Origin of the sequence: Burkholderia cepacia, assembly GCF_029962485.1 — a bacterium.
In the GTDB taxonomy this organism is placed as follows: domain Bacteria; phylum Pseudomonadota; class Gammaproteobacteria; order Burkholderiales; family Burkholderiaceae; genus Burkholderia.
Genome location: NZ_CP073638.1, coordinates 1,531,381 through 1,550,508, shown reverse-complemented (window position 1 = coordinate 1,550,508; position 19,128 = coordinate 1,531,381). Strand labels below are relative to the sequence as shown.

The 19,128-nt window shown below is 68.1% G+C and carries 15 protein-coding genes and 1 riboswitch; of the genes, 12 read left to right on the top strand and 3 right to left on the bottom strand.

Going from position 1 to position 19,128, the window contains the following annotated elements; all coding sequences use genetic code 11:
• Positions 1–11 precede the first annotated feature (11 nt).
• Entirely contained in the window at positions 12–1,298 is a 1,287-nt protein-coding gene (locus KEC55_RS23215) for a DUF445 domain-containing protein (RefSeq protein ID WP_282511194.1), read from the top strand.
• Between the two features lie 48 nt (positions 1,299–1,346).
• Here the strand turns inward: KEC55_RS23215 and KEC55_RS23210 are convergent, their stop codons facing one another.
• Positions 1,347–1,646: an addiction module antidote protein gene (locus KEC55_RS23210; protein WP_124446336.1), complete on the bottom strand. Its 300-nt coding sequence runs from the start codon at positions 1,644–1,646 to the stop codon at positions 1,347–1,349.
• 3 nt (positions 1,647–1,649) lie between these two features.
• The gene (locus KEC55_RS23205) at positions 1,650–1,967 is read right to left on the bottom strand and encodes a type II toxin-antitoxin system RelE/ParE family toxin (protein ID WP_282511191.1); all 318 of its coding nucleotides are present in this window, start codon (positions 1,965–1,967) and stop codon (positions 1,650–1,652) included.
• A 358-nt stretch (positions 1,968–2,325) separates the two neighbouring features.
• Here KEC55_RS23205 and KEC55_RS23200 point away from each other — a divergent pair, with 358 nt between their 5' ends.
• From KEC55_RS23200 to KEC55_RS23150, 11 genes are all read left to right on the top strand, one after another.
• Complete coding sequence (locus KEC55_RS23200) at positions 2,326–3,966, top strand: acetolactate synthase large subunit (RefSeq protein WP_176046073.1); 1,641 nt, start codon at positions 2,326–2,328, stop codon at positions 3,964–3,966.
• A gap of 29 nt (positions 3,967–3,995) precedes the next feature.
• Positions 3,996–5,429: an aldehyde dehydrogenase family protein gene (locus KEC55_RS23195; protein ID WP_282511188.1), complete on the top strand. Its 1,434-nt coding sequence runs from the start codon at positions 3,996–3,998 to the stop codon at positions 5,427–5,429.
• Positions 5,430–5,660: 231 nt separating this feature from the next.
• Complete coding sequence (locus tag KEC55_RS23190) at positions 5,661–7,244, top strand: Na+/H+ antiporter (protein ID WP_282511186.1); 1,584 nt, start codon at positions 5,661–5,663, stop codon at positions 7,242–7,244.
• A gap of 478 nt (positions 7,245–7,722) precedes the next feature.
• Entirely contained in the window at positions 7,723–8,856 is a 1,134-nt protein-coding gene (locus KEC55_RS23185) for a hybrid sensor histidine kinase/response regulator (protein ID WP_282511185.1), read from the top strand.
• Between the two features lie 126 nt (positions 8,857–8,982).
• Complete coding sequence (locus KEC55_RS23180; RefSeq protein ID WP_282511184.1) at positions 8,983–10,659, top strand: methyl-accepting chemotaxis protein; 1,677 nt, start codon at positions 8,983–8,985, stop codon at positions 10,657–10,659.
• The gene (locus tag KEC55_RS23175) at positions 10,656–11,168 is read left to right on the top strand and encodes a chemotaxis protein CheW (protein ID WP_282511183.1); all 513 of its coding nucleotides are present in this window, start codon (positions 10,656–10,658) and stop codon (positions 11,166–11,168) included. Before KEC55_RS23180 ends, KEC55_RS23175 begins: the two co-directional genes overlap by 4 nt.
• On the top strand, positions 11,165–12,565 hold the full coding sequence (locus KEC55_RS23170) for a CheR family methyltransferase (RefSeq protein WP_282511182.1): 1,401 nt from the start codon (positions 11,165–11,167) through the stop codon (positions 12,563–12,565). Before KEC55_RS23175 ends, KEC55_RS23170 begins: the two co-directional genes overlap by 4 nt.
• 45 nt (positions 12,566–12,610) lie before the next feature.
• Entirely contained in the window at positions 12,611–13,315 is a 705-nt protein-coding gene (locus KEC55_RS23165) for a chemotaxis protein CheW (RefSeq protein ID WP_282511181.1), read from the top strand.
• Positions 13,312–15,618 carry a hybrid sensor histidine kinase/response regulator gene (locus KEC55_RS23160; RefSeq protein WP_282511179.1) on the top strand — a complete coding sequence of 769 codons (2,307 nt, stop codon included), beginning with the start codon at positions 13,312–13,314 and terminating at the stop codon, positions 15,616–15,618. Before KEC55_RS23165 ends, KEC55_RS23160 begins: the two co-directional genes overlap by 4 nt.
• Complete coding sequence (locus KEC55_RS23155) at positions 15,615–16,634, top strand: chemotaxis response regulator protein-glutamate methylesterase (RefSeq protein ID WP_282511176.1); 1,020 nt, start codon at positions 15,615–15,617, stop codon at positions 16,632–16,634. Before KEC55_RS23160 ends, KEC55_RS23155 begins: the two co-directional genes overlap by 4 nt.
• A 49-nt stretch (positions 16,635–16,683) precedes the next feature.
• Positions 16,684–16,787: riboswitch (Fluoride riboswitch) on the top strand.
• A gap of 79 nt (positions 16,788–16,866) precedes the next feature.
• Positions 16,867–18,108 carry a voltage-gated chloride channel family protein gene (locus KEC55_RS23150; RefSeq protein WP_282511175.1) on the top strand — a complete coding sequence of 414 codons (1,242 nt, stop codon included), beginning with the start codon at positions 16,867–16,869 and terminating at the stop codon, positions 18,106–18,108.
• Between the two features lie 292 nt (positions 18,109–18,400).
• Here the strand turns inward: KEC55_RS23150 and KEC55_RS23145 are convergent, their stop codons facing one another.
• On the bottom strand, positions 18,401–19,114 hold the full coding sequence (locus KEC55_RS23145; protein WP_282511401.1) for a riboflavin synthase subunit alpha: 714 nt from the start codon (positions 19,112–19,114) through the stop codon (positions 18,401–18,403).
• Positions 19,115–19,128: the final 14 nt, after the last annotated feature.

The following is a 19,128-nucleotide window of genomic DNA, read 5'->3' as shown; positions in this document are numbered from 1 at the left end:
GCCGGACCTCCATGACGCCAGACAAAGCCCTCGAACTGAAACGCAGCAAGCGCCGCGCGCTGTGGCTGCTGCTGGCCGCCGTCGCGGTGTTCGTCACGACAATCCTGCTGCCGCGCGGCCCGTGGGTCGACGGCGTCAAGGCCGTGGCCGAAGCCGCGATGGTCGGCGCGCTCGCCGACTGGTTCGCGGTCGTCGCGCTGTTCCGCCGCGTGCCGATTCCGTTCGTGTCGCGTCATACCGAGATCATTCCGAAGAACAAGGACAAGATCGCCGACAACCTCGCGGTGTTCGTGCGCGAGAAATTCTTGGGCCCCGACGCGCTCGCCGCGCAGATTCGCCAGCACGATCCCGCGCAGAAGCTCGGCGCGTGGCTGGGCGAACCGCGGAACACCGACGCGCTCGGCGGTTACGTGACGAAGCTGATGAGCTTCGCGCTCGACATGACGGACGACGCGCGAATCCAGTCGTTCGTGCACGACGCGTTCCGCGCGGTGATCGACCGGGTCGACCTGTCGCAGTCGGCCGGCGCGATCCTCGATACGCTGACGAAGGACGGCCGCCATCAGGCGCTGCTCGACGACGCGATCGAACAGGTGGTCGACGTGCTCGACAAGGAGGAGAACCGCGAGGTGATCGCGGGCTTCATCGTCGAATGGCTGAAGACGCAGTATCCGAAGGTCGAGAAGATCATGCCGACGCAGTGGTTCGGCGAGAACGGCGCGCGGATGCTCGCGAGCGCGGTGAGCCGCGTGCTCGAAGGCGTGGCGGCCGACCCCGAGCACGAACTGCGGCAGCGCTTCGACCGGACGGTCGCGCGGCTGACCGAGAAGCTGAAGCACGATCCGGCGTTCGTCGCGAAGGGCGAGGAGATCAAGCGCTATATCCGCGACGGCGATGCGTTCAACGAGTATGTGCGCGACTTGTGGGACCAGTTGCGCGCGTGGCTGAAGGCCGATCTCGCCCGTGCCGATTCGGCGCTGCACCGGCAGGCCGCGACGCTCGGCGGCTGGCTCGGGGCGCGGCTTTCGGAGAGCCCCGCGCTGCGCGCATCGCTGAACGAGCACGTGGAGAAGGCCGTGCACGAGATGGCGCCGGATTTCGCCGATTTCCTGATGCGCCACATTCGCGATACGGTGCGCAACTGGGATGCGCGCGAGATGTCGCGGCAGATCGAGCTGAATATCGGCAAGGACCTGCAATACATCCGCATCAACGGCACGCTGGTGGGCGGGCTGATCGGGCTCGGGCTGTATCTGGTGTCGCTGGTGCCGCGCTGGGCGGCCGGGTGGCTGCATTGACACGGCGGAAGGCATCGCGCGCGGCGCGCGACACCGGACGCGCGCGCATCACGCGTGCGCTTTCGAGCCGTGCAGCTGCAGGCCGAGCGCCTTGATGACTTTCAGGATGGTGCCGAAGCTCGGGTTGCCGTCGTGCGACAGCGCCTTGTACAGCCCTTCGCGCGACAGGCCGGCATCGCGTGCGACCTGCGACATGCCGCGTGCGCGTGCGATCACGCCGAGCGCGTGCGCGATGAAGGCCGGATCGTCGCCGGCCTCCTGCAGGCAGGCCTCGAAGTAGTCGGCCATGTCGTCTTCGGTTTTCAGGTGTTCGGCCGAATCCCACGGCCGGGTGCTGATCTTGTCCATCGATCACTCCATGTCGAGGTGCGCGAGCATCGCGTGCGCGGCGCGTATGTCGGCCTGTTGCGTCGACTTGTTGCCGCCGCAGAGCAGGATGACCCAGATCGGCCCGCGCCGGACGTAGTAGACGCGGTAGCCGGGGCCATGGTCGATCCGCATTTCGACGACCGGCGCGCCGGCGGACTTCCAGTCGCCCGGATTGCCCATCGACAGGCGGTCGATGCGTGCCTGGATGCGTCGCTTCGCGACGCGATCCTGAAGGCCGGCAAACCAGGCGTCGAAGACGTCGGTGGTCCGGATGCTGAACGTAGGCGCACTGTAGGGCATCGATTGCGGTATGTCAACCATGGTTCACAGGTGAGGTGGCGGGTGGCGGGTCGTTTCGTGGCCCTACGGTAGGGCCGCCCGCTGCGTTCGTGTGCGGATTGGCCGTTCGGCCGAAGTCGAAATCTTTCGAATCCGTCTACAATCAAACACGTCTTTGCCGCCCGTGCGCGCTTGCCGCGCACGGGCGGGTCCGTTCGTCCTCCGGCATCCGGAGGCGCCGCCGTGCATCGTTCGTTGCGCGGCGGGAGGTGTCGTGGTCTGTGTCCAGTAGGTAGAGCGTCCGCGTGCCGTAGGCCGGCGCGCGTCATGAACGCCGCGTGTCCGTAGGCCGGGCAGGTGGCATAACCGAGAGTCCCCCATGAAAGCATCGGATCTGTTCGTGAAGGCGCTGGAAGCCGAAGGCGTCGAGTACGTGTTCGGTATTCCCGGCGAAGAAAACCTCGATCTGCTCGAATCGCTGCGGCGATCGAAGATCAAGCTCGTGCTGACCCGGCACGAGCAGGCGGCCGGGTTCATGGCCGCCACCTACGGCCGCCTGACGGGGCGCACCGGCGTGTGTCTCGCGACGCTCGGGCCCGGCGCGACGAACTTCGTCACGGCCGCGGCGTATGCGCAGCTCGGCGGCATGCCGATGCTGATGATCACCGGGCAGAAGCCGATCAAGTCCAGCAAGCAGGGCCACTTCCAGATCGTCGACGTGGTCGACATGATGCAGCCGCTCACGAAGTTCACGCGGCAGATCGTGTCGATCGGCAATATCCCGTCGGCCGTGCGCGAGGCGTTCCGCCGCGCCGAGGAGGAGCGCCCGGGCGCCGCGCACCTCGAACTGCCGGAAGACATCGCGCACGAAGAGGGTGACGGCAAGCCGATCCCGCGCAGCTACAGCCGGCGGCCGGTGGCCGAGGAGAAGGCCGTCGCGCACGCGGTCGACGCGATCCAGGCCGCGCGCCATCCGCTGCTGATGATCGGCGCGGGCGGCAACCGCAAGACGACCCGCAAGATCCTCGTCGAATTCGTCGACAAGACGGGCATCCCGTTCTTCACGACGCAGATGGGCAAGGGCGTGATCGACGAGACGCACCCGCTGTGGCTCGGCAACGCGACGCTGTCCGACGGCGATTTCGTGCACCGCGCGATCGAGCACGCCGACTGCATCATCAACGTCGGCCACGACGTGATCGAGAAGCCGCCGTTCTTCATGCGCGCGGACGACAAGACCGTGATCCATGTGAACTTCCTCGGCGCGCAGGTCGATCCCGTCTATTTTCCGCAGATCGAGGTGGTCGGCGACATCGCGAACGCGGTGTGGCAGATGACGGAAGCGATCGCGCCGCAGCCGCACTGGGATTTCGCGCGCTTCGCGATGATCAAGGAGCATTTCGACGCGCACCTGGAGAAGGGCCAGCACGATCCGCGTTTCCCGATGTATCCGGTGCGCATCGTCAACGACCTGTACAACGCAATGCCGGTCGACGGCATCGTCTGTCTCGACAACGGGATGTACAAGATCTGGTTCGCGCGCTACTGGCGTGCGCACGAGCCGAACTCGCTGCTGCTCGACAATGCGCTCGCGTCGATGGGCGCGGGTCTGCCGTCGGCGATCGCGACGAAGATCGTGCATCCGCAGCGCAAGGTGATCGCCGTATGCGGCGACGGCGGCTTCATGATGAATTCGCAGGAGCTCGAAACGGCCGTGCGGCTGAAGCTCGACCTCGTCGTGATGATCCTGCGCGACGACGCGTTCGGGATGATCCGCTGGAAGCAGGAGAACATGAATTTCCCCGATTACGCGATGACGCTGCAGAACCCCGATTTCGTGTCGTATGCGCAAAGCTATGGCGCGCACGGGCATCGCGTCGAGTCGGCTGACGATCTGGAGCCGCTGCTGCGCGAGTGCTTCTCGTCGCCGGGCGTGCACGTGATCGACGTGCCGATCGATTACTCGGACAACGAGCGCGTGCTGAACCGCGAGATCAAGCGCCTGTCGGCGCAGCTCTGAATTCCCCGTTCACAGGAAGGAGTCGTTCCATGTTGAAGGAAACCTATCCGTACTACCTCGCCAACGAAGCCGTCTACGCGAATACCGATCTGGACGTGACGGACAAGTTCAGCGGCAAGGTCGCGACGCGCGTCGCGCTGGCCGACGCGAAGGCGATCGATGCGGCGATCGCCGCGGCGGTCGACGCCGCGAAGCCGATGCGCGAGATGCCGGCCTTCAAGCGGCAGGCCGTGCTCGACCATTGCGTCGCGCGCTTTCGCGAGCGCTTCGACGAGCTGGCCGAGGCGCTGTGCATCGAGGCCGGCAAGCCGATCAACGATTCGAAGGGCGAAGTGACGCGGCTGATCGATACGTTCCGCGTCGCGTCCGAGGAATCGGTGCGCATCGACGGCGAGATCATCAACCTCGAGATCTCCGCGCGTGCGCAGGGCTATACGGGCTATACGAAGCGCGTGCCGGTCGGCCCGTGCTCGTTCATCTCGCCGTTCAACTTCCCGCTGAACCTTGCCGCGCACAAGGTCGCGCCCGCGCTCGCGGCCGGCTGCCCGTTCGTGCTGAAGCCCGCGAGCCGCACGCCGATCGGCGCGCTGATCATCGGCGAGGTGCTCGCGGAAACCGACTTGCCGAAGGGCGCGTTCTCGGTACTGCCCGCGCATCGCGATGGCGCCGACCTGTTCACGACCGACGAGCGTTTCAAACTGTTGTCGTTCACGGGGTCGCCGGCCGTCGGCTGGGCGCTGAAGGAGAAGGCCGGCAAGAAGAAGGTCGTGCTGGAACTCGGCGGCAACGCAGCCGCGATCGTCGATGCGGACCAGCGTGACCGGCTCGACTACGTGGTCGAGCGTCTCGCGTTCGGTGCGTACTACCAGTCGGGCCAGAGCTGCATCGGCGTGCAGCGGATCCTCGTGCATGCCGATCTCTACGACGCGCTGCGCGAGAAGCTGATCGCGAAGACGCGATCGCTGAAGATGGGCGATCCGAAGGATCCGTCGACGTTCGTCGGCCCGATGATCTCCGAATCGGAGTCGCGCCGGCTGTCGGGCTGGATGGACGCGGCCGTCGCGGCGGGCGCGAAGATCGTCGCGGGCGGCAAGGTCGACGGCGCGATGTTCGAGGCGACGCTGCTGGAAAACGTCGGGCATGAGCAGGACCTGTACCGGAAGGAGGCGTTCGGCCCGGTCGCGATCCTCGAGAAGTTCGACCGCTTTGACGACGCGCTCGCACGGGTGAACGACAGCGACTTCGGGCTGCAGGCCGGCGTGTTCACCGATTCGCTCACGCATGCGCAGCGCGCGTGGGATGAACTGGAAGTCGGCGGCGTCGTGATCAACGACGTGCCGTCGTTCCGTGTCGACAACATGCCGTACGGTGGCGTGAAGGATTCGGGCCTCGGCCGGGAAGGGATCCGCTACGCGATCGAGGACATGACCGAACCGCGGCTGATGGTCGTGCGGCGCCGGTAACGCGCAGGCACGCGGCGCGGTTCCGCAACGGCACGCAGGCCGGCGATCAGGCCGGCCTGCGTGCCGTTTTCATTGCGGTGCCCGCATCGGGCCGGCACGGTGTGTGCGCTGAATGACGGCCCGCCCGATGCCCGCTCGACTGCGGGCCTCGCCTCGTGATGTAATCGCGCCAAACTGCCGACCGGGGTGCGACACCGGAAAGCGCGAATTCATTCTTCACGAGGTCGATTCATGTCCCCCGTCTCGGCATTCAAGCTGGTTCTGTTGTCATTCCTCGCGATCGTCGCGCTCGAATGCATCGCCAAGCGGCTGCGGCTGCCGCCCGCGGCCGCGCTGCTGATCGGCGGCATCGGTATCGCGTTCATTCCCGGCCTGCCGCCGATCAACCTCGATCCCGAGCTGGTGCTGCTGGTGTTTCTGCCGCCGCTGCTGATGGACGGCGCGTACTTCTCCGTGTGGGAGGAGTTCAAGCGCAACGTCGGCGGCATCCTGATGCTCGCGATCGGCGCGGTCGTGTTCACGACGTTCGCGGTCGGCTTTGCCGTGCACTGGGTCGTGCCGGCGCTGCCTTGGGCCGCGTGCTTCGCGCTCGGCGCGATCGTGTCGCCGCCCGACGCGGTCGCCGCGAAAGCCGTGCTCGAACGCGTCGCGCTGCCGCGCCGGCTGATGGTGCTGCTCGAAGGCGAGAGCCTGCTGAACGACGCGGCCGGCCTCGTGCTGTTCCGCTTCGCGGTCGCGGCTGCGCTCACCGGCGCGTTCAGCCTCGAGCATGCGGTCGTGCGTTTCGCGGAGCTCGGGCTCGGCGGCGTGGTGGTCGGCTTCGTGGTCGGCAAGCTCGTCGTGTGGTTCCTGAAGCTGCTCGACGACGACTATCTCGTGATCACCGTCGCGGTGATCGCCGGCTGGATCGCGTACATCGCGGGCGAAATGCTCGAGGTGTCGGGCGTGATCGCGACCGTCACGGCCGGCATGATCATCGGCTGGCATCAGCACGAGGTGTTCTCGGCGGCCGTGCGCACGCGCGGCACCGCGTTCTGGCAGGTCATCGTGTTCCTGCTCGAATCGATGGTGTTCGTGCTGATCGGGCTGTCGCTGCGCGGCGCGATTCACCGGCTCGGCGGTTTCGAGCAGGTGCTTGCCACGATGGTGCCGCCGGTGGCCGCGGTGCTGGCGGCGGTGATCGTGTCGCGCTTCGTGTGGATCTATGCGGTCGAGGCGCTGAAGTGGCCGGTGCGCGGGTTCGCACGGCGCGGCGAAGCACCCGACTGGAAGGCCGCGACGATCATGAGCTGGGCCGGGATGCGCGGCGTCGTGACGCTCGCGATCGCGCTGTCGCTGCCCGAGGCGCTGCCCGGTCGCGACGTGATCCTGGTCGCGTCGTTCGCGGTGATCCTCGTCACGGTGCTCTTGCAGGGCACGACGATCGGGCCGCTGATCCGGCTGCTGCGCCTGCCGCAGCGCGAGGAGCGCGCCGCGCATCACCTGACCGAGCCGCAGACGTGGGCGCATGTCGAGGCCGCGCAACTCGCGGCGATCCAGCCGCTCGTGCGCGACGAGAACGGCGTCGTGATCCATCCGCGCCTGCTCGAGCAGTACACGTATCGCGCGGAGCTGACCGAGCGCGCGAAGGACGAGCCCGAGTACCCGGCGGAAGTGCGCACCGCGCACTACGACGTCGTGCTGGCCGCGATCCGGGCCGGGCGCGCGGAGTTGTTGCGCCTGCATCGGTCGGGGCGCATCCATGACGAGATGCTGCATACGCTCGAACGCGATCTCGACCTGCAGGAAGTGTCCGCGCAGCACGCGCGCGGGTAAGCGGGCGCGACCTGCCATCACACGGGCCGGCGTCCTGCCGGCGCCGAACGGCGCGCGGGCCGACCCTTGCCCGCCGCGCGATTTTTGCTCCCGCCTGCCGGCCGATGCGACGTATCGGAATCCGTCCCTCAATACGTCCGGCAAACACCCTTGCAGCCCATGCAAACCTTGTGGCGCCGGTCTCGCAAACGTTATCGTCTTTCGAATCCGGAAATGATCTGATTTATCTGAATCCGTCTCTTTCTGCATATTTGGCAAAACTAAACCGGAAGGAGATAGATGCTGTGTTCTAATTTCATTTAGAATCAGCCGGTTATGTTTATTGAGAGAAAGAATGCGGAGGTAATGCGGTCGCCAACGGGGAAAGAATCGGCGTCCGAAGCCCTGCAAGGCAGTGCCGACAGGCTAAATCGGCGGAATCAGGCGGGTTTTTCAACCGCCAAAATAAGATAGCGTCCAAGTCGGATAAACAACTCCTATGAAAGAATCGATTGGAGATTCGGCGTTTGAAACTGTATTTATGAAAGAATCGAGCAGTGATAATGCCTCGGATTGTCTTGAATCGGGGTTATCGGTCCTCCTGGTCGACGATCAACCGTTCGTCGGCGAGGTGATCCGTCGCGCGCTGCGCAGCGAACACGACATCGACCTGCACGTGTGCACCGACGCGCACCGGGCGATGGCGGTCGCGCGCGACGTGAAGCCGACGGTGATCCTGCAGGACCTGGTGATGCCGGAGATCGACGGCCTCGATCTCGTCCGCGCGTGGCGCGCGGACGCCGGCACCGCACGCGTGCCGATCATCGTGCTGTCCGCGAAGGAGGAGCCGATCGTCAAGCGCGAGGCGTTCATTGCCGGCGCGAACGACTATCTGGTGAAGCTCCCCGACGCGATGGAGTTGACCGCGCGCATCCGCTATCACTCGAATTCGTACCTGATGTCCCGGCAGCGCGACGAGGCGCTCGATTTCCTGTCGCACGACATGCGTTCCCCGCAGACGTCGATCCTCGCGCTGCTCGACGTCTACCGCACCGAACACGGCGACATGCCGGCGATCATGGAGCGCATCGCCGGTCATGCGCGGCGCGCGCTCGCGCTCGCCGACGGCTTCATCCACCTGACCCGCGCGCAGTCCGAGCGTCGCGCGCACGAGGTCGTGAGTCTCAACGAGATCGCGCTCGATGCCGTCGACCAGCTGTGGGAGAAGGCGGCCGGGCTCGGCTGCCGGGTCGTCGCGCACGTGCCCGACACCGAGTGCGTGACGATGGGCGACCGCATGATGCTCACGCGCGCGGTCGCGAACCTGATCGACAACGGGCTGAAGTACGGCCCGGCCGGCATGGACGTGCACTGCACGCTGAGCGGCGAGGACGGTGCCTGGCTGATCGGCGTCGAGGATACCGGCGCCGGCATCGCACCGGAGCAGCGCACGGCCGCGACCGAGTCGTTCGTGCAGCTCGAATCGGCGCATGGCGCGGCGCGCGGCGGCTTCGGCCTCGGGCTCGCGTTCGTCCGCGCGACGGCGGCGCGGCATCGCGGCCAGATCCTGATGCGCAATACGGCGCGCGGCTTCATGGTCGCGCTTCGGCTGCCGGCGCAAGCGGAGCGGTGATTTCGCGGCGCGGCCTGCCGGCGCCGCGTCGTTCGCATCCGACCCCGATGCGCTCGTGGCGCGCCTTCCGGCGCGCAGGCGGGCGCGGATTTTTTCAACGCTGATATTAGAAAGCCCATAACGAACATGGCCACCGTGACACCCCGCGCGACCAATGAAAGCCTGCATCCGACGATCGGCGCTGCCCGGCTGACGCTCGGCAATCGCATCCTGCTCAGCTTCGGCGTGCTGTTCGTGCTGATGCTGGTGACAGCCGGCGTGTCGTACGAGCGACTGCGCGCGATCAATGCCGAAGCCGTCAGCATCGAGCGCGACTCGCTGCCCGGCGTCTACCTCGCGTCGTCGCTGCGCGGTTCGGTCAACGAATCGTTCACGCTGCTGCAGCAGGCGACCTTCGTCGACACCGAGTCCGAAACCGTGCAGCGCGATCTCGCGAAGATCTCCGATGCGCTGAAGGACGTCGAGTCGCTGTCGGTCGACTACCAGAGCACGACGTTCCGCGACGACGACCGGCAACGCTTCGCGGCGTTCCGCGGCGCGTACGACCGCTACGTGCCGCTGCTGAACGATGCCGTGCAGAAGAGCCGCGTGTCGCGCGAGGAGGCTGTCGCCGCGTACGCGAAAGCGCTGCCCGCGTGGACCGAGGTCGTGCGCAATGCGAACGTCCTTGTGCAGGAAAACCGCAAGTTCGCGGAGCAGTCCGCGAAGCTGATCCGCGAATCCGTGCAGGACACCGAGGTCGTGCTCGCGACCGCGCTCGCGGTCATGCTGCTGTCCGCGCTCGGGCTCGGCTACGTGCTGTACCGTTCGGTGACCGTACCGATGGCGCGGCTCGTCGAAGTGCACGACGTGATGCGCACCGGCAACCTGACGCGCCGCCTCGACCTGCGCCGCCGCGACGAATTCGGCACGCTCGAGACGGGCTTCAACCGGATGGCCGACGAGCTGACCGAGCTGGTCGCACGCGCGCAGCAGTCGTCGCTGCAGGTGACGACGTCGGTGGCCGAGATCGCGGCCACCTCGCGCGAGCAGCAGGCAACCGCGAACGAAACCGCCGCGACGACGACCGAGATCGGCGCGACCTCGCGCGAGATCTTCGCGACCTCGCGCGACCTGCTGCGCACGATGAACGAGGTGGCCGGCGTGGCCGAGCAGTCGGCGACGCTCGCGGGCGTGAGCCAGAGCGGGCTCACGCGGATGGGCGAGACGATGCGCAGCGTGATGGACGCGGCCGGCTCGGTGAACGCGAAGCTCGCGATCCTCAACGAGAAGGCGCTGAACATCAACCAGGTGGTCGCGACCATCACCAAGGTGGCCGACCAGACCAACCTGCTGTCGCTGAACGCGGCGATCGAGGCCGAGAAGGCCGGCGAGTACGGCCGCGGTTTCGCGGTCGTCGCGACCGAGATCCGCCGCCTGGCCGATCAGACGGCGGTGGCGACCTACGACATCGAGCAGACGGTGAAGGAAATCCAGTCGGCCGTGTCGGCGGGCGTGATGGGGATGGACAAGTTCTCCGAGGAAGTGCGCCGCGGGATGCTCGACGTGCAGCAGGTCGGCGGGCAGCTGTCGCAGATCATCGCCGAAGTGCAGACGCTCGCGCCGCGCTTCCAGATGGTCAACGAAGGGATGCAGACGCAGGCGAACGGCGCCGAGCAGATCACGCAGGCGCTGTCGCAGCTGTCGGAGGCCGCGCAGCAGACGGCCGAGTCGCTGCGCCAGTCGTCGCAGGCAATCGACGACCTGACGCTGGTGGCGAACCAGTTGCGTACCAGCGTGTCGCGCTTCAAGGTCGACGCGTGACGCGCGCCGATCCGCAGAACGGCGCGCATGCGCTGTTCCTGATGTTCGAGCTCGACGGAGAGCGCTATGCGCTCGACGCGGCCGGCATCGAAGAGGTGCTGCCGCTCGCGGACACGAAGGCCGTGCCCGGCGCACCCGACTGGATCGCCGGGCTGTTGATGCGCGGCGGCCAGCCGGTGCCGGTGATCGACGTGCCGATGCTGGCGCTCGGGCGGCGCGCGCATGCGCTGCGCTCGACGCGGCTCGTGATGGTCCGCTACCGCGCGGGCGAGGCTGGCGTCGAGCGCACGCTCGGCCTGATCGTCGAACGTGCGACGCAGACGATGCGGATCGACCGCGCGGCGTTTCACGCGAGCGGCATCTCGACCGCGCGCACGCGCTGGCTCGGGCACGTCGCCAATACGCCTGACGGCGTCGTGCAGCAGGTGTCGGTGTCCGACCTGATCGACGATGTGGCGCGCCTGTATCTGTTCGACGGCCTGCCGGGCCACGGGGGGGAGTTCGCATGAAAGCGTCCGAATCGCGATTTCGCAACTGGCTGTTGCGCGAGACCGGCATCGACCCCGATTCGCTCGGCAACGATTTTCTGACGCGGGCGCTGACGGAGCGCGTGCATACGCTGCAGGCGGACGGCGAGCGCCTGCCGTCGGCGGCGCGGCCGCCCGTCACGCCGGAGGCGCTCGACGCGTACTGGCAGCAGCTGAACGCATCGCCCGACGAGCGGCGTGCGCTGATCGAGCTGTTTGTCGTGCCCGAGACGTGGTTTTTCCGCGACCGCGAGGCGTTCGCGACGCTCGCGCGGCTCGCGCTCGAACGGCTCGCCGCGCTGCCCGGCCGCGTGATCCGCGTGCTGAGCGCGCCATGCTCGACGGGCGAGGAGCCGTATTCTGCGGCGATGGCGCTGCTCGACGCGGGGCTCGACCCGGCCAGTTTCACGATCGACGCGATCGACCTCAGCGCGCGCGCGATCGAACAGGCGCGGCTCGGCTGTTATGGGCGCAACGCGTTTCGCGGGACGGCGACGGAGTTTCGTTCGCGGCACTTCACGCCGGCCAATGACGGCTGGCTGCTCGACGAGCGCGTGCGCGCATGCGTGCAATTCCGTCACGCCAACCTCGTCGAACCGGTCGCGGATACGGGTATCCGCTACGATTTCGTGTTCTGCCGCAATGTGCTGATCTACTTTGACCGCGACGCGCAGGATCGCGTGATCCGCTCGCTCGACGCGCTGCTCGTCGACGACGGCATGCTGTTCGTCGGGCCGGCCGAAACGGGCGTCGCGATGCGGCACGGGATGCGCTCGGCGCGCGTGCCGCTGGCATTCGCGTTTCATCGTGAGCCGGCCGGCGCGGTGGCCGATGCGGGTTCGGCCCGGTCGCCGGTTCCGCTGTCGGCAGCGGCGCCGTACCGTCGCGCGGAGCGCTTCACGGTCGCGCCGCTCGCGGCGACGCGCTCGGTGCTGGCCGTCGCGCCGCCGTCCTGGCCTGGTGGTCCGGGGCAGCCGTTCGCGGTGCCGCCGCCGGCCGTGAACACGGCCACCTTCGACGCACGGGCCGACCTGTCGGTGGTGACGGCCGACGCAGTGGCGCCGGTTGCCGAAGGCACCGGGCCGACGCTCGAGGATGCGCAGGCGCTCGCGAACGCGGGCGCATTCGACGAGGCCGAGCGCGTGCTCGCGCAGTTCTCCGCACGCGTCGGGCCGCATGCCGATGCGTTCTACCTGAACGGATTGATCGCGGATGCGCGCGGGCGCGCCGCGGAAGCGGGCGACTTCTACCGGAAGGCGCTGTACCTGCGACCCACGCACCACGAAGCGCTGACCCATCTCGCAACGCTGCTCGACGTCGGCGGCGATCGTGCAGGTGCGCAATGGCTGCTCGAGCGCGCACGGCGCTCGGCCGGCTGACACGATGACGGGATCGGGACGACACCGCGATGACCAGAGGAATTCATGAACCGCGACGCCGCTGCCATTGACGACACGACGATCGACGTCGACGATTGCTGGAACCGGATCGGCACGCGTGGCGACCGCTCGTGCGAGCGGCTGAACGACTGCCTGCGCTGCCTGAACTGCCCGGTCTACGCATATCACGCGGCGAAGCTGCTCGAGCGTCCGCTCGACGCCGCCGAACTGGCCGACGCGACGCGCCGGATCAGTGCGTCCGGCGCGCCGCACGCGGGCGACGACGGCGACACGCACCATGCGGCGCTGGCGTTCCGCGTGGCCGACGAATGGCTCGCGCTGCCGATCGGCGTGCTGCGCGAGATCGCCGGCACGCGCCCGATCCATTCGCTGCCGCATCGCCGCAATTCGGCCGTGCGCGGCGTGGTCAACATTCGCGGCACGCTGCGCATCGCGATCTCGATCGGCGCGCTGCTCGGCCTCGATGCGGGCAAGGGCGGCAACCGCGACGGCGACGGCCGTTTCACGCGGCTGCTGGTCGCCGCGCACCAGGGCGACCCGGTCGTGTTTCCGGTCGACGAAGTCGAGGGTGTGCTGCGCTTCGGCGCATCCGACTGGGTGCCCGTGCCGGCGACCGTCGGGCGCGCGAGCGCCGGCCTGTCGCGCGGGGTGCTGTCGTGGCGCGGCAAGTCGGTGGGCCTGCTCGACGACGACCGTCTGTTCGACGCCGTGACACGGAGCATGCGATGAGCGGCGACGACGACCTGAGCCACCTGTCGCTGCTCGAGCTGTATCGCGAGGAGACGCGCACGCAGACCCAGGCGCTGTCCGAGCGGCTGCTCGCGCTCGAATCGGGCGAGCCCGATTCCGTCGCGCTCGAGGCCTGCATGCGCGCCGCGCATTCGCTGAAGGGCGCCGCGCGCATCGTCGGCGTGCCGCTCGGCGTAGACATCGCGGGGCGGATGGAGGAATGCTTCGTCGCCGCGCAGGCCGGCACGATCTCGCTGACGGCCACGCACGTCGACGTGCTGCTCGCCGGCGTCGATTTGCTCGTGCGCGTCGGCGATCCGCAGGCGCAGCCCGTCACGCCGACCGAGATCGACGTGTTCGCAGCCGCGCTGACGGGCGCCGACGGCGCGCAGACGATGCAGGCGCCTGCCGCGCCGCCGCCGGTCCCGCCGTCGGTCATGCCGTATCGCGACCACGACGGCGCCGCGAACGAACCGGTCGGCGCGAGCGCCGCGGTGCCGCCGCTCGCGGTGTCGGGCGCTGTGCCCGATCCGGCGCAGGCCGGCCGCGTGGCCGGTGCCGGCGCGATGCGCCGTGTGCGCGCCGATACGCTGAACCGGCTGCTGAGCCTGTCCGGCGAATCGCTGGTCGAATCGCGCTGGCTCAAGCCGTTCGCCGAATCGATGCTGCGCGTGAAGCGTGCGCAGCGCGATGCGGCCCGTTCGCTCGATCTGATGGTCGAGCAGTTCGCCGACGATCTCGACGCGGGCATGCTCGCGTCGATGAACGAAGTGCGGCACATGCTCAACGACCTGCAGCGTTCGCTGGCCGAGCGCATGGAGGAATTCGACCGCTTCGAGCGGCGCAGCACGCATATCGCCGAGCAGCTGTACGACGAGGCGTTGCAGTGCCGGATGCGGCCGTTCGGCGATGCGACGCGTGCGTATCCGCGCATCGTCCGCGATCTCGCGCGCTCGCTCGGCAAGCAGGTGCGCTTCTCGATCGTCGGCGAGGGTACGCAGGTCGATCGCGACATCCTCGACCTGCTCGACGCGCCGCTCGGCCATCTGCTGCGCAACGCGATCGACCACGGCGTCGATTCGCCGGAGGCACGGCGCGCGCGCGGCAAGCCAGCCGAGGCGAGCGTGACGCTGGAGGCGCGCCACAGCGCCGGTTCGCTGCTCGTGAGCGTGATCGACGACGGGCCGGGCGTCGACATGGACGCGCTGCGCGCGGCCGTCGTGCGCCAGCGCCTGACCGACGACGAGACGGCCGCCCGGCTGTCCGACCCCGAGCTGCTCGAATTCCTGCTGCTGCCGGGCTTCTCGATGCGCGATGCGGTGACCGACGTGTCGGGGCGCGGTGTCGGCCTCGATGCGGTGCAGGAGATGGTGCGCGGCGTGCGCGGCGCGGTGCGGATCTTCAACGAGCCGGGCGCGGGCATGCGCTTCGTGCTGCAGTTGCCGCTCACGCTGTCGGTGATCCGCAGCCTGCTCGTCGAAGTCGGCGGCGAGCCGTATGCGTTCCCGCTTGCGCATGTCCGCCGCACGCTCGAACTCGCGCACGCCGACATCGACGTGCTCGAAGGGCAGCCGCATTTTCCATTCGACGGCCGGCGCGCGGGCCTGGTCGCCGCGCACCAGCTGCTCGACGCGGGCGAGCCCGACGCCGCGCGCACCAGCACGGCCGTCGTGGTCGTCGGCGGCGAGCCCGAGCTGTACGGCGTCGCGGTCGACCGCTTTCTCGGCGAGCGGATGCTCGTCGTGCAGCCGCTCGACAGCCGCCTGAACAAGATCCAGAACATCGCGGCCGGCGCGCTGCTCGAGAACGGCGACCCCGTGCTGATCGTCGACGTCGAGGACCTGATCCGCTCGGTCGACAAGCTCGTGCGCGGCGGGCAGCTGGCGCGGCTTACGCGCGACCCGCAGCTCGCGCTCGCCGATCGCCGCCGCCGCGTGCTCGTCGTCGACGATTCGCTGACGGTGCGCGAACTCGAACGCAAGCTGCTGGAGAAGCGCGGTTACGACGTGACGGTCGCGGTCGACGGGATGGAAGGCTGGAACGCAGTGCGCAGCGATGCGTTCGATCTCGTCGTGACCGACGTCGACATGCCGCGCATGGATGGCATCGAACTCGTCACGCTGATCAAGGGCGACCCGATGCTCAAGCGCGTGCCGGTGATGATCGTGTCGTACAAGGATCGCGACGAGGATCGCCGCCGCGGACTCGACGCCGGCGCCGACTACTACCTCGCGAAGAGCAGCTTCCACGACGAGGCGCTGCTCGATGCCGTGCAGGACCTGATCGGAGACGCGCGCGGATGAACATCGGCATCGTCAACGACCTGCCGCTGGCCGTGGAGGCGCTGCGCCGCGTGATCGCGCTGCGCACGGACCATCGCGTGCTGTGGGTCGCGACCGATGGCGACGAGGCTGTCGATTTCTGCGTCGCGCATCCGCCCGACGTCGTGCTGATGGATCTCGTGATGCCGAAGGTCGACGGCGTCGCGGCGACGCGCCAGATCATGGCGCGCGCGCCGTGCGCGATCCTGATCGTGACGGCGAGCGTCAGCGCGAACACGTCTTCGGTCTACGAGGCGATGGGGGCCGGCGCGCTCGATGCGGTCGACACGCCGACGCTCGCGCTCGGGCTGTCGACCGACGCGTCGCCGCAGGCACTGCTCGCGAAGATCGACCAGATCGGCCGGCTGCTCGAAAGCCGGACCGCGGCGCTCGTACCGCCGGGGCCGGCGCCCGCGCGCGGCCAGCCGACGCTCGTCGCGATCGGCGCGTCGGCGGGCGGGCCGACTGCGCTCACCGCGCTGCTGCGTGCGCTGCCGGCCGATTTCCCGGCCGCGCTCGTGATCGTCCAGCACGTCGACCAGGCGTTCGCGTACGGGATGGCCGAGTGGCTCGACGGCTATACGCGGCTGCCGGTGCGCGTCGCGCGGCAGGGCAGCGTGCCGCAGGCCGGCGAGGTGCTGCTCGCGGCGACCAACGATCACCTTTACCTGTCGCCGCGCGGCGTGCTCGGCTATACGCAGCATCCGGTCGAGACGCCGTACCGGCCGTCGATCGACGTGTTCTTCAACAGCGTCGCCGACGGCTGGCAGGGCGACGCGCTCGGCGTGCTGCTGACGGGAATGGGGCGCGATGGTGCGCTCGGCCTGAAGGCGATGCGCGCGAAGGGGTGCTACACGATTGCGCAGGACGAGGCGACCAGCGCCGTCTACGGGATGCCGAAGGCGGCCGCGGCGATCGGCGCGGCGTCGGCGATCCTGCCGCTCGAGCGGATCGCGCCCCAACTGATCTCGCGCATCACGCGCCCGCTGCGCGACTGACGGCGCGCCGGGGCCGCATTGCAGGCGATGCGCGGCGTCGCGTACAATGGCGGCCTGCGGAGATGGCATGCCTCCCTGCGGCCGCTCCCGGCGCGTTGTGCGCGGTGCGGCCCTCAACCGCCGGTTTGCCCGGCTGATGATGCCTGCGTGTTCCTGGGTCGTCAGGAGGTCGCAGGCCGTCCATGCGGTATTCTGCCGCCCAGGTTTTGATGTTCCGTCGAATCTGGAAATCATGTTTTTCACGACTTCTTCCGATCTTCTCGCGACCGTGCGCTACGTGTGCCGCTGGCTCGCGCTCTCGGCGCTGCTCGGCGCGCTCGCCGGCACGGCTTCCGCGTTGTTCCTGATCGCGCTCGACTGGGCGACCGGCACGCGCGTCGCGCATCCGTGGCTGCTGTGGGGGTTGCCGGCCGCCGGTTTCGCGACCGGCTGGATCTATCACCGTTTCGGCCAGTCGGTCGCGCGCGGCAACAACCTGCTGATCGACGAGATTCACGATCCGAAGGCGCTCGTGCCGAAGCGGATGGCGCCGCTCGTGCTCGTCGCGACCGTCGTCACGCACCTGTTCGGCGGTTCGGCCGGCCGTGAGGGCACGGCCGTGCAGATGGGCGGCGCGCTTGCCGATCGCGTCACGCAGGTGTTCCGCCTCGATCGCGAGCATCGCCGCGTGCTGCTGATGGGCGGCATCGCGGCCGGCTTCGCGTCGGTGTTCGGCACGCCGCTCGCGGGCGCCGTGTTCGGGCTCGAAGTGCTCGCGATTGGGCGCGTGCGATACGACGCGCTGCTGACCTGCGTCGCGTCCGCGATCGTCGCGGACGTCGTGTGCCGCGCATGGGGCGTGCATCACACGGCCTATGCGATTCCGTTCGTGCCGGCCGTGTCGGCGACGGGGCTGGCCGTGACGATCGTCGCGGGCGTCGCGTTCGGCGTGGTCGGGCGGCTGTTCGCGTTCGCGACGCATGCGCTGACCGCGTGGTTCCGCCGCGTCGTCCGCTACGCGCCGCTGCAGCCGGTGCTCGGCGGCCTGCTGGTCGCCGTGGCGGCCACCGTTCTGAACGTGCCGCAGTATCTCGGCCTCGGCATCCCGACGATCGAAGCCGCATTTCACGGCCCGCTGCCGCTGTACGATTTCGCGGGCAAGTTCGGGTTCACCGTCGTCACGCTCGCGTCGGGGTTCAAGGGTGGCGAAGTGACGCCGCTGTTCTACATCGGCGCGACGCTCGGCAACGCGCTCGGTCAGGTGCTGGCGCTGCCGGTGCCGGTCCTCGCGGGGCTCGGGTTCGTCGCAGTGTTCGCGGGTGCCGCCAACACGCCGATCGCGTCGACGATCATGGCGATCGAACTGTTCGGCGCGGATATCGGCGTGTATGCGATCGTCGCGTGTGTCGTCGCGTATCTGTTTTCGGGGCACGCGGGGATTTACCGTGCGCAGCGCGTGGCGGTGGGGAAGGGGACGCAGGCCGAGGCGGAGTGAGGCGGGGCGAAAGGGTACGTGACCACCGCCGTCTCCATCGGCCGAGCGGTGTTTCAGTTCACTGAATACCGGACACCAACCGAGAGACGTTCGATGACGCTGGACGACTTTCTGACCGACGCGAAACGTCTTGCCAGGCCGTGCCATCGCTACCGCTTCGCGGACGACGACGAACCTGTCGACCTCGACTCGTCCTCTGGACCTTCGAGGGATCGGAGCCGTGGGTCGAGGTGTTTCTTGACGGCGGCCGGTACTCGGTGATCCAGCGGATCACCTAGCACGCGGGCATTCGTTACTTTTCCGGCAGCCGCGTGACGTTGCGCGCCAGCAGTTCCTCGATGTCGATGCCTTTTTCCGCCAGCAGCGCCGTGACGACGCCGGTTAGCTCACCAAGCGTTTCCTTGACCGATTCGCGGATCGTATCGACGACCACCTGCGTGCTGCGCTCGATCTCGATGTTGACCTTGTCGTTCACGCCCTTCGTTTCGAAGGTCGTCGCGCGTCGCGTTTCGGGAATCAGCCAGACATCGAACCAGCCTTCGTCGCGGTTGACGTCGGACACCGTCAGGCTGCAGCCGTTGATCGCGATATAGCCCTTCGCGAACACATACCGCCTGAACTCGTCCGGCACGCCAATGCGTACCATCCGGTTGTGCTCGGACTCCGCGATGTGCAGGATGGTCCCGGTGAAGTCGACATGGCCCGACAACGGATGCCCGCCGATTTCCGCGCCGTCCTTCGCGGCCCGCTCCACGTTGATGGGGGAGCCGGTCGCGAGATCGGCCAGCGTGGTGATCCGCAGGCTCGGCAGCATCACGTCGAAGTCGATCAGCTCCGGCGAATGGATGGTCGTCACCGTCAGGCAGACGCCGTCGACCGACACGCTGGCGCCGATCTCGATGTCGTCGGTGAACCGTTCCGGGAATTCGATGCTGAAGGTTCTCAGTTCCCCGTGATCCGCGACGGTCTTGATGGTGCCAACACCCTGAACAATGCCTGTAAACATGGTCGATCCCTCGT

Bases quoted from the DNA above. Each gene is read 5' to 3' on its own strand.
- KEC55_RS23215 (WP_282511194.1), top strand. From the start codon at position 12: ATGACGCCAGACAAAGCCCTCGAACTGAAACGCAGCAAGCGCCGCGCG.
- KEC55_RS23190 (WP_282511186.1), top strand. From the start codon at position 5,661: ATGTCCCCCGTCTCGGCATTCAAGCTGGTTCTGTTGTCATTCCTCGCG.
- KEC55_RS23185 (WP_282511185.1), top strand. From the start codon at position 7,723: ATGAAAGAATCGATTGGAGATTCGGCGTTTGAAACTGTATTTATGAAA.
- KEC55_RS23150 (WP_282511175.1), top strand. From the start codon at position 16,867: ATGTTTTTCACGACTTCTTCCGATCTTCTCGCGACCGTGCGCTACGTG.
- KEC55_RS23145 (WP_282511401.1), bottom strand. From the start codon at position 19,114: ATGTTTACAGGCATTGTTCAGGGTGTTGGCACCATCAAGACCGTCGCG.
- KEC55_RS23200 (WP_176046073.1), top strand. From the start codon at position 2,326: ATGAAAGCATCGGATCTGTTCGTGAAGGCGCTGGAAGCCGAAGGCGTC.
- KEC55_RS23195 (WP_282511188.1), top strand. From the start codon at position 3,996: ATGTTGAAGGAAACCTATCCGTACTACCTCGCCAACGAAGCCGTCTAC.
- KEC55_RS23205 (WP_282511191.1), bottom strand. From the start codon at position 1,967: ATGCCCTACAGTGCGCCTACGTTCAGCATCCGGACCACCGACGTCTTC.
- KEC55_RS23180 (WP_282511184.1), top strand. From the start codon at position 8,983: ATGGCCACCGTGACACCCCGCGCGACCAATGAAAGCCTGCATCCGACG.
- KEC55_RS23155 (WP_282511176.1), top strand. From the start codon at position 15,615: ATGAACATCGGCATCGTCAACGACCTGCCGCTGGCCGTGGAGGCGCTG.
- KEC55_RS23170 (WP_282511182.1), top strand. From the start codon at position 11,165: ATGAAAGCGTCCGAATCGCGATTTCGCAACTGGCTGTTGCGCGAGACC.
- KEC55_RS23165 (WP_282511181.1), top strand. From the start codon at position 12,611: ATGAACCGCGACGCCGCTGCCATTGACGACACGACGATCGACGTCGAC.
- KEC55_RS23210 (WP_124446336.1), bottom strand. From the start codon at position 1,646: ATGGACAAGATCAGCACCCGGCCGTGGGATTCGGCCGAACACCTGAAA.
- KEC55_RS23160 (WP_282511179.1), top strand. From the start codon at position 13,312: ATGAGCGGCGACGACGACCTGAGCCACCTGTCGCTGCTCGAGCTGTAT.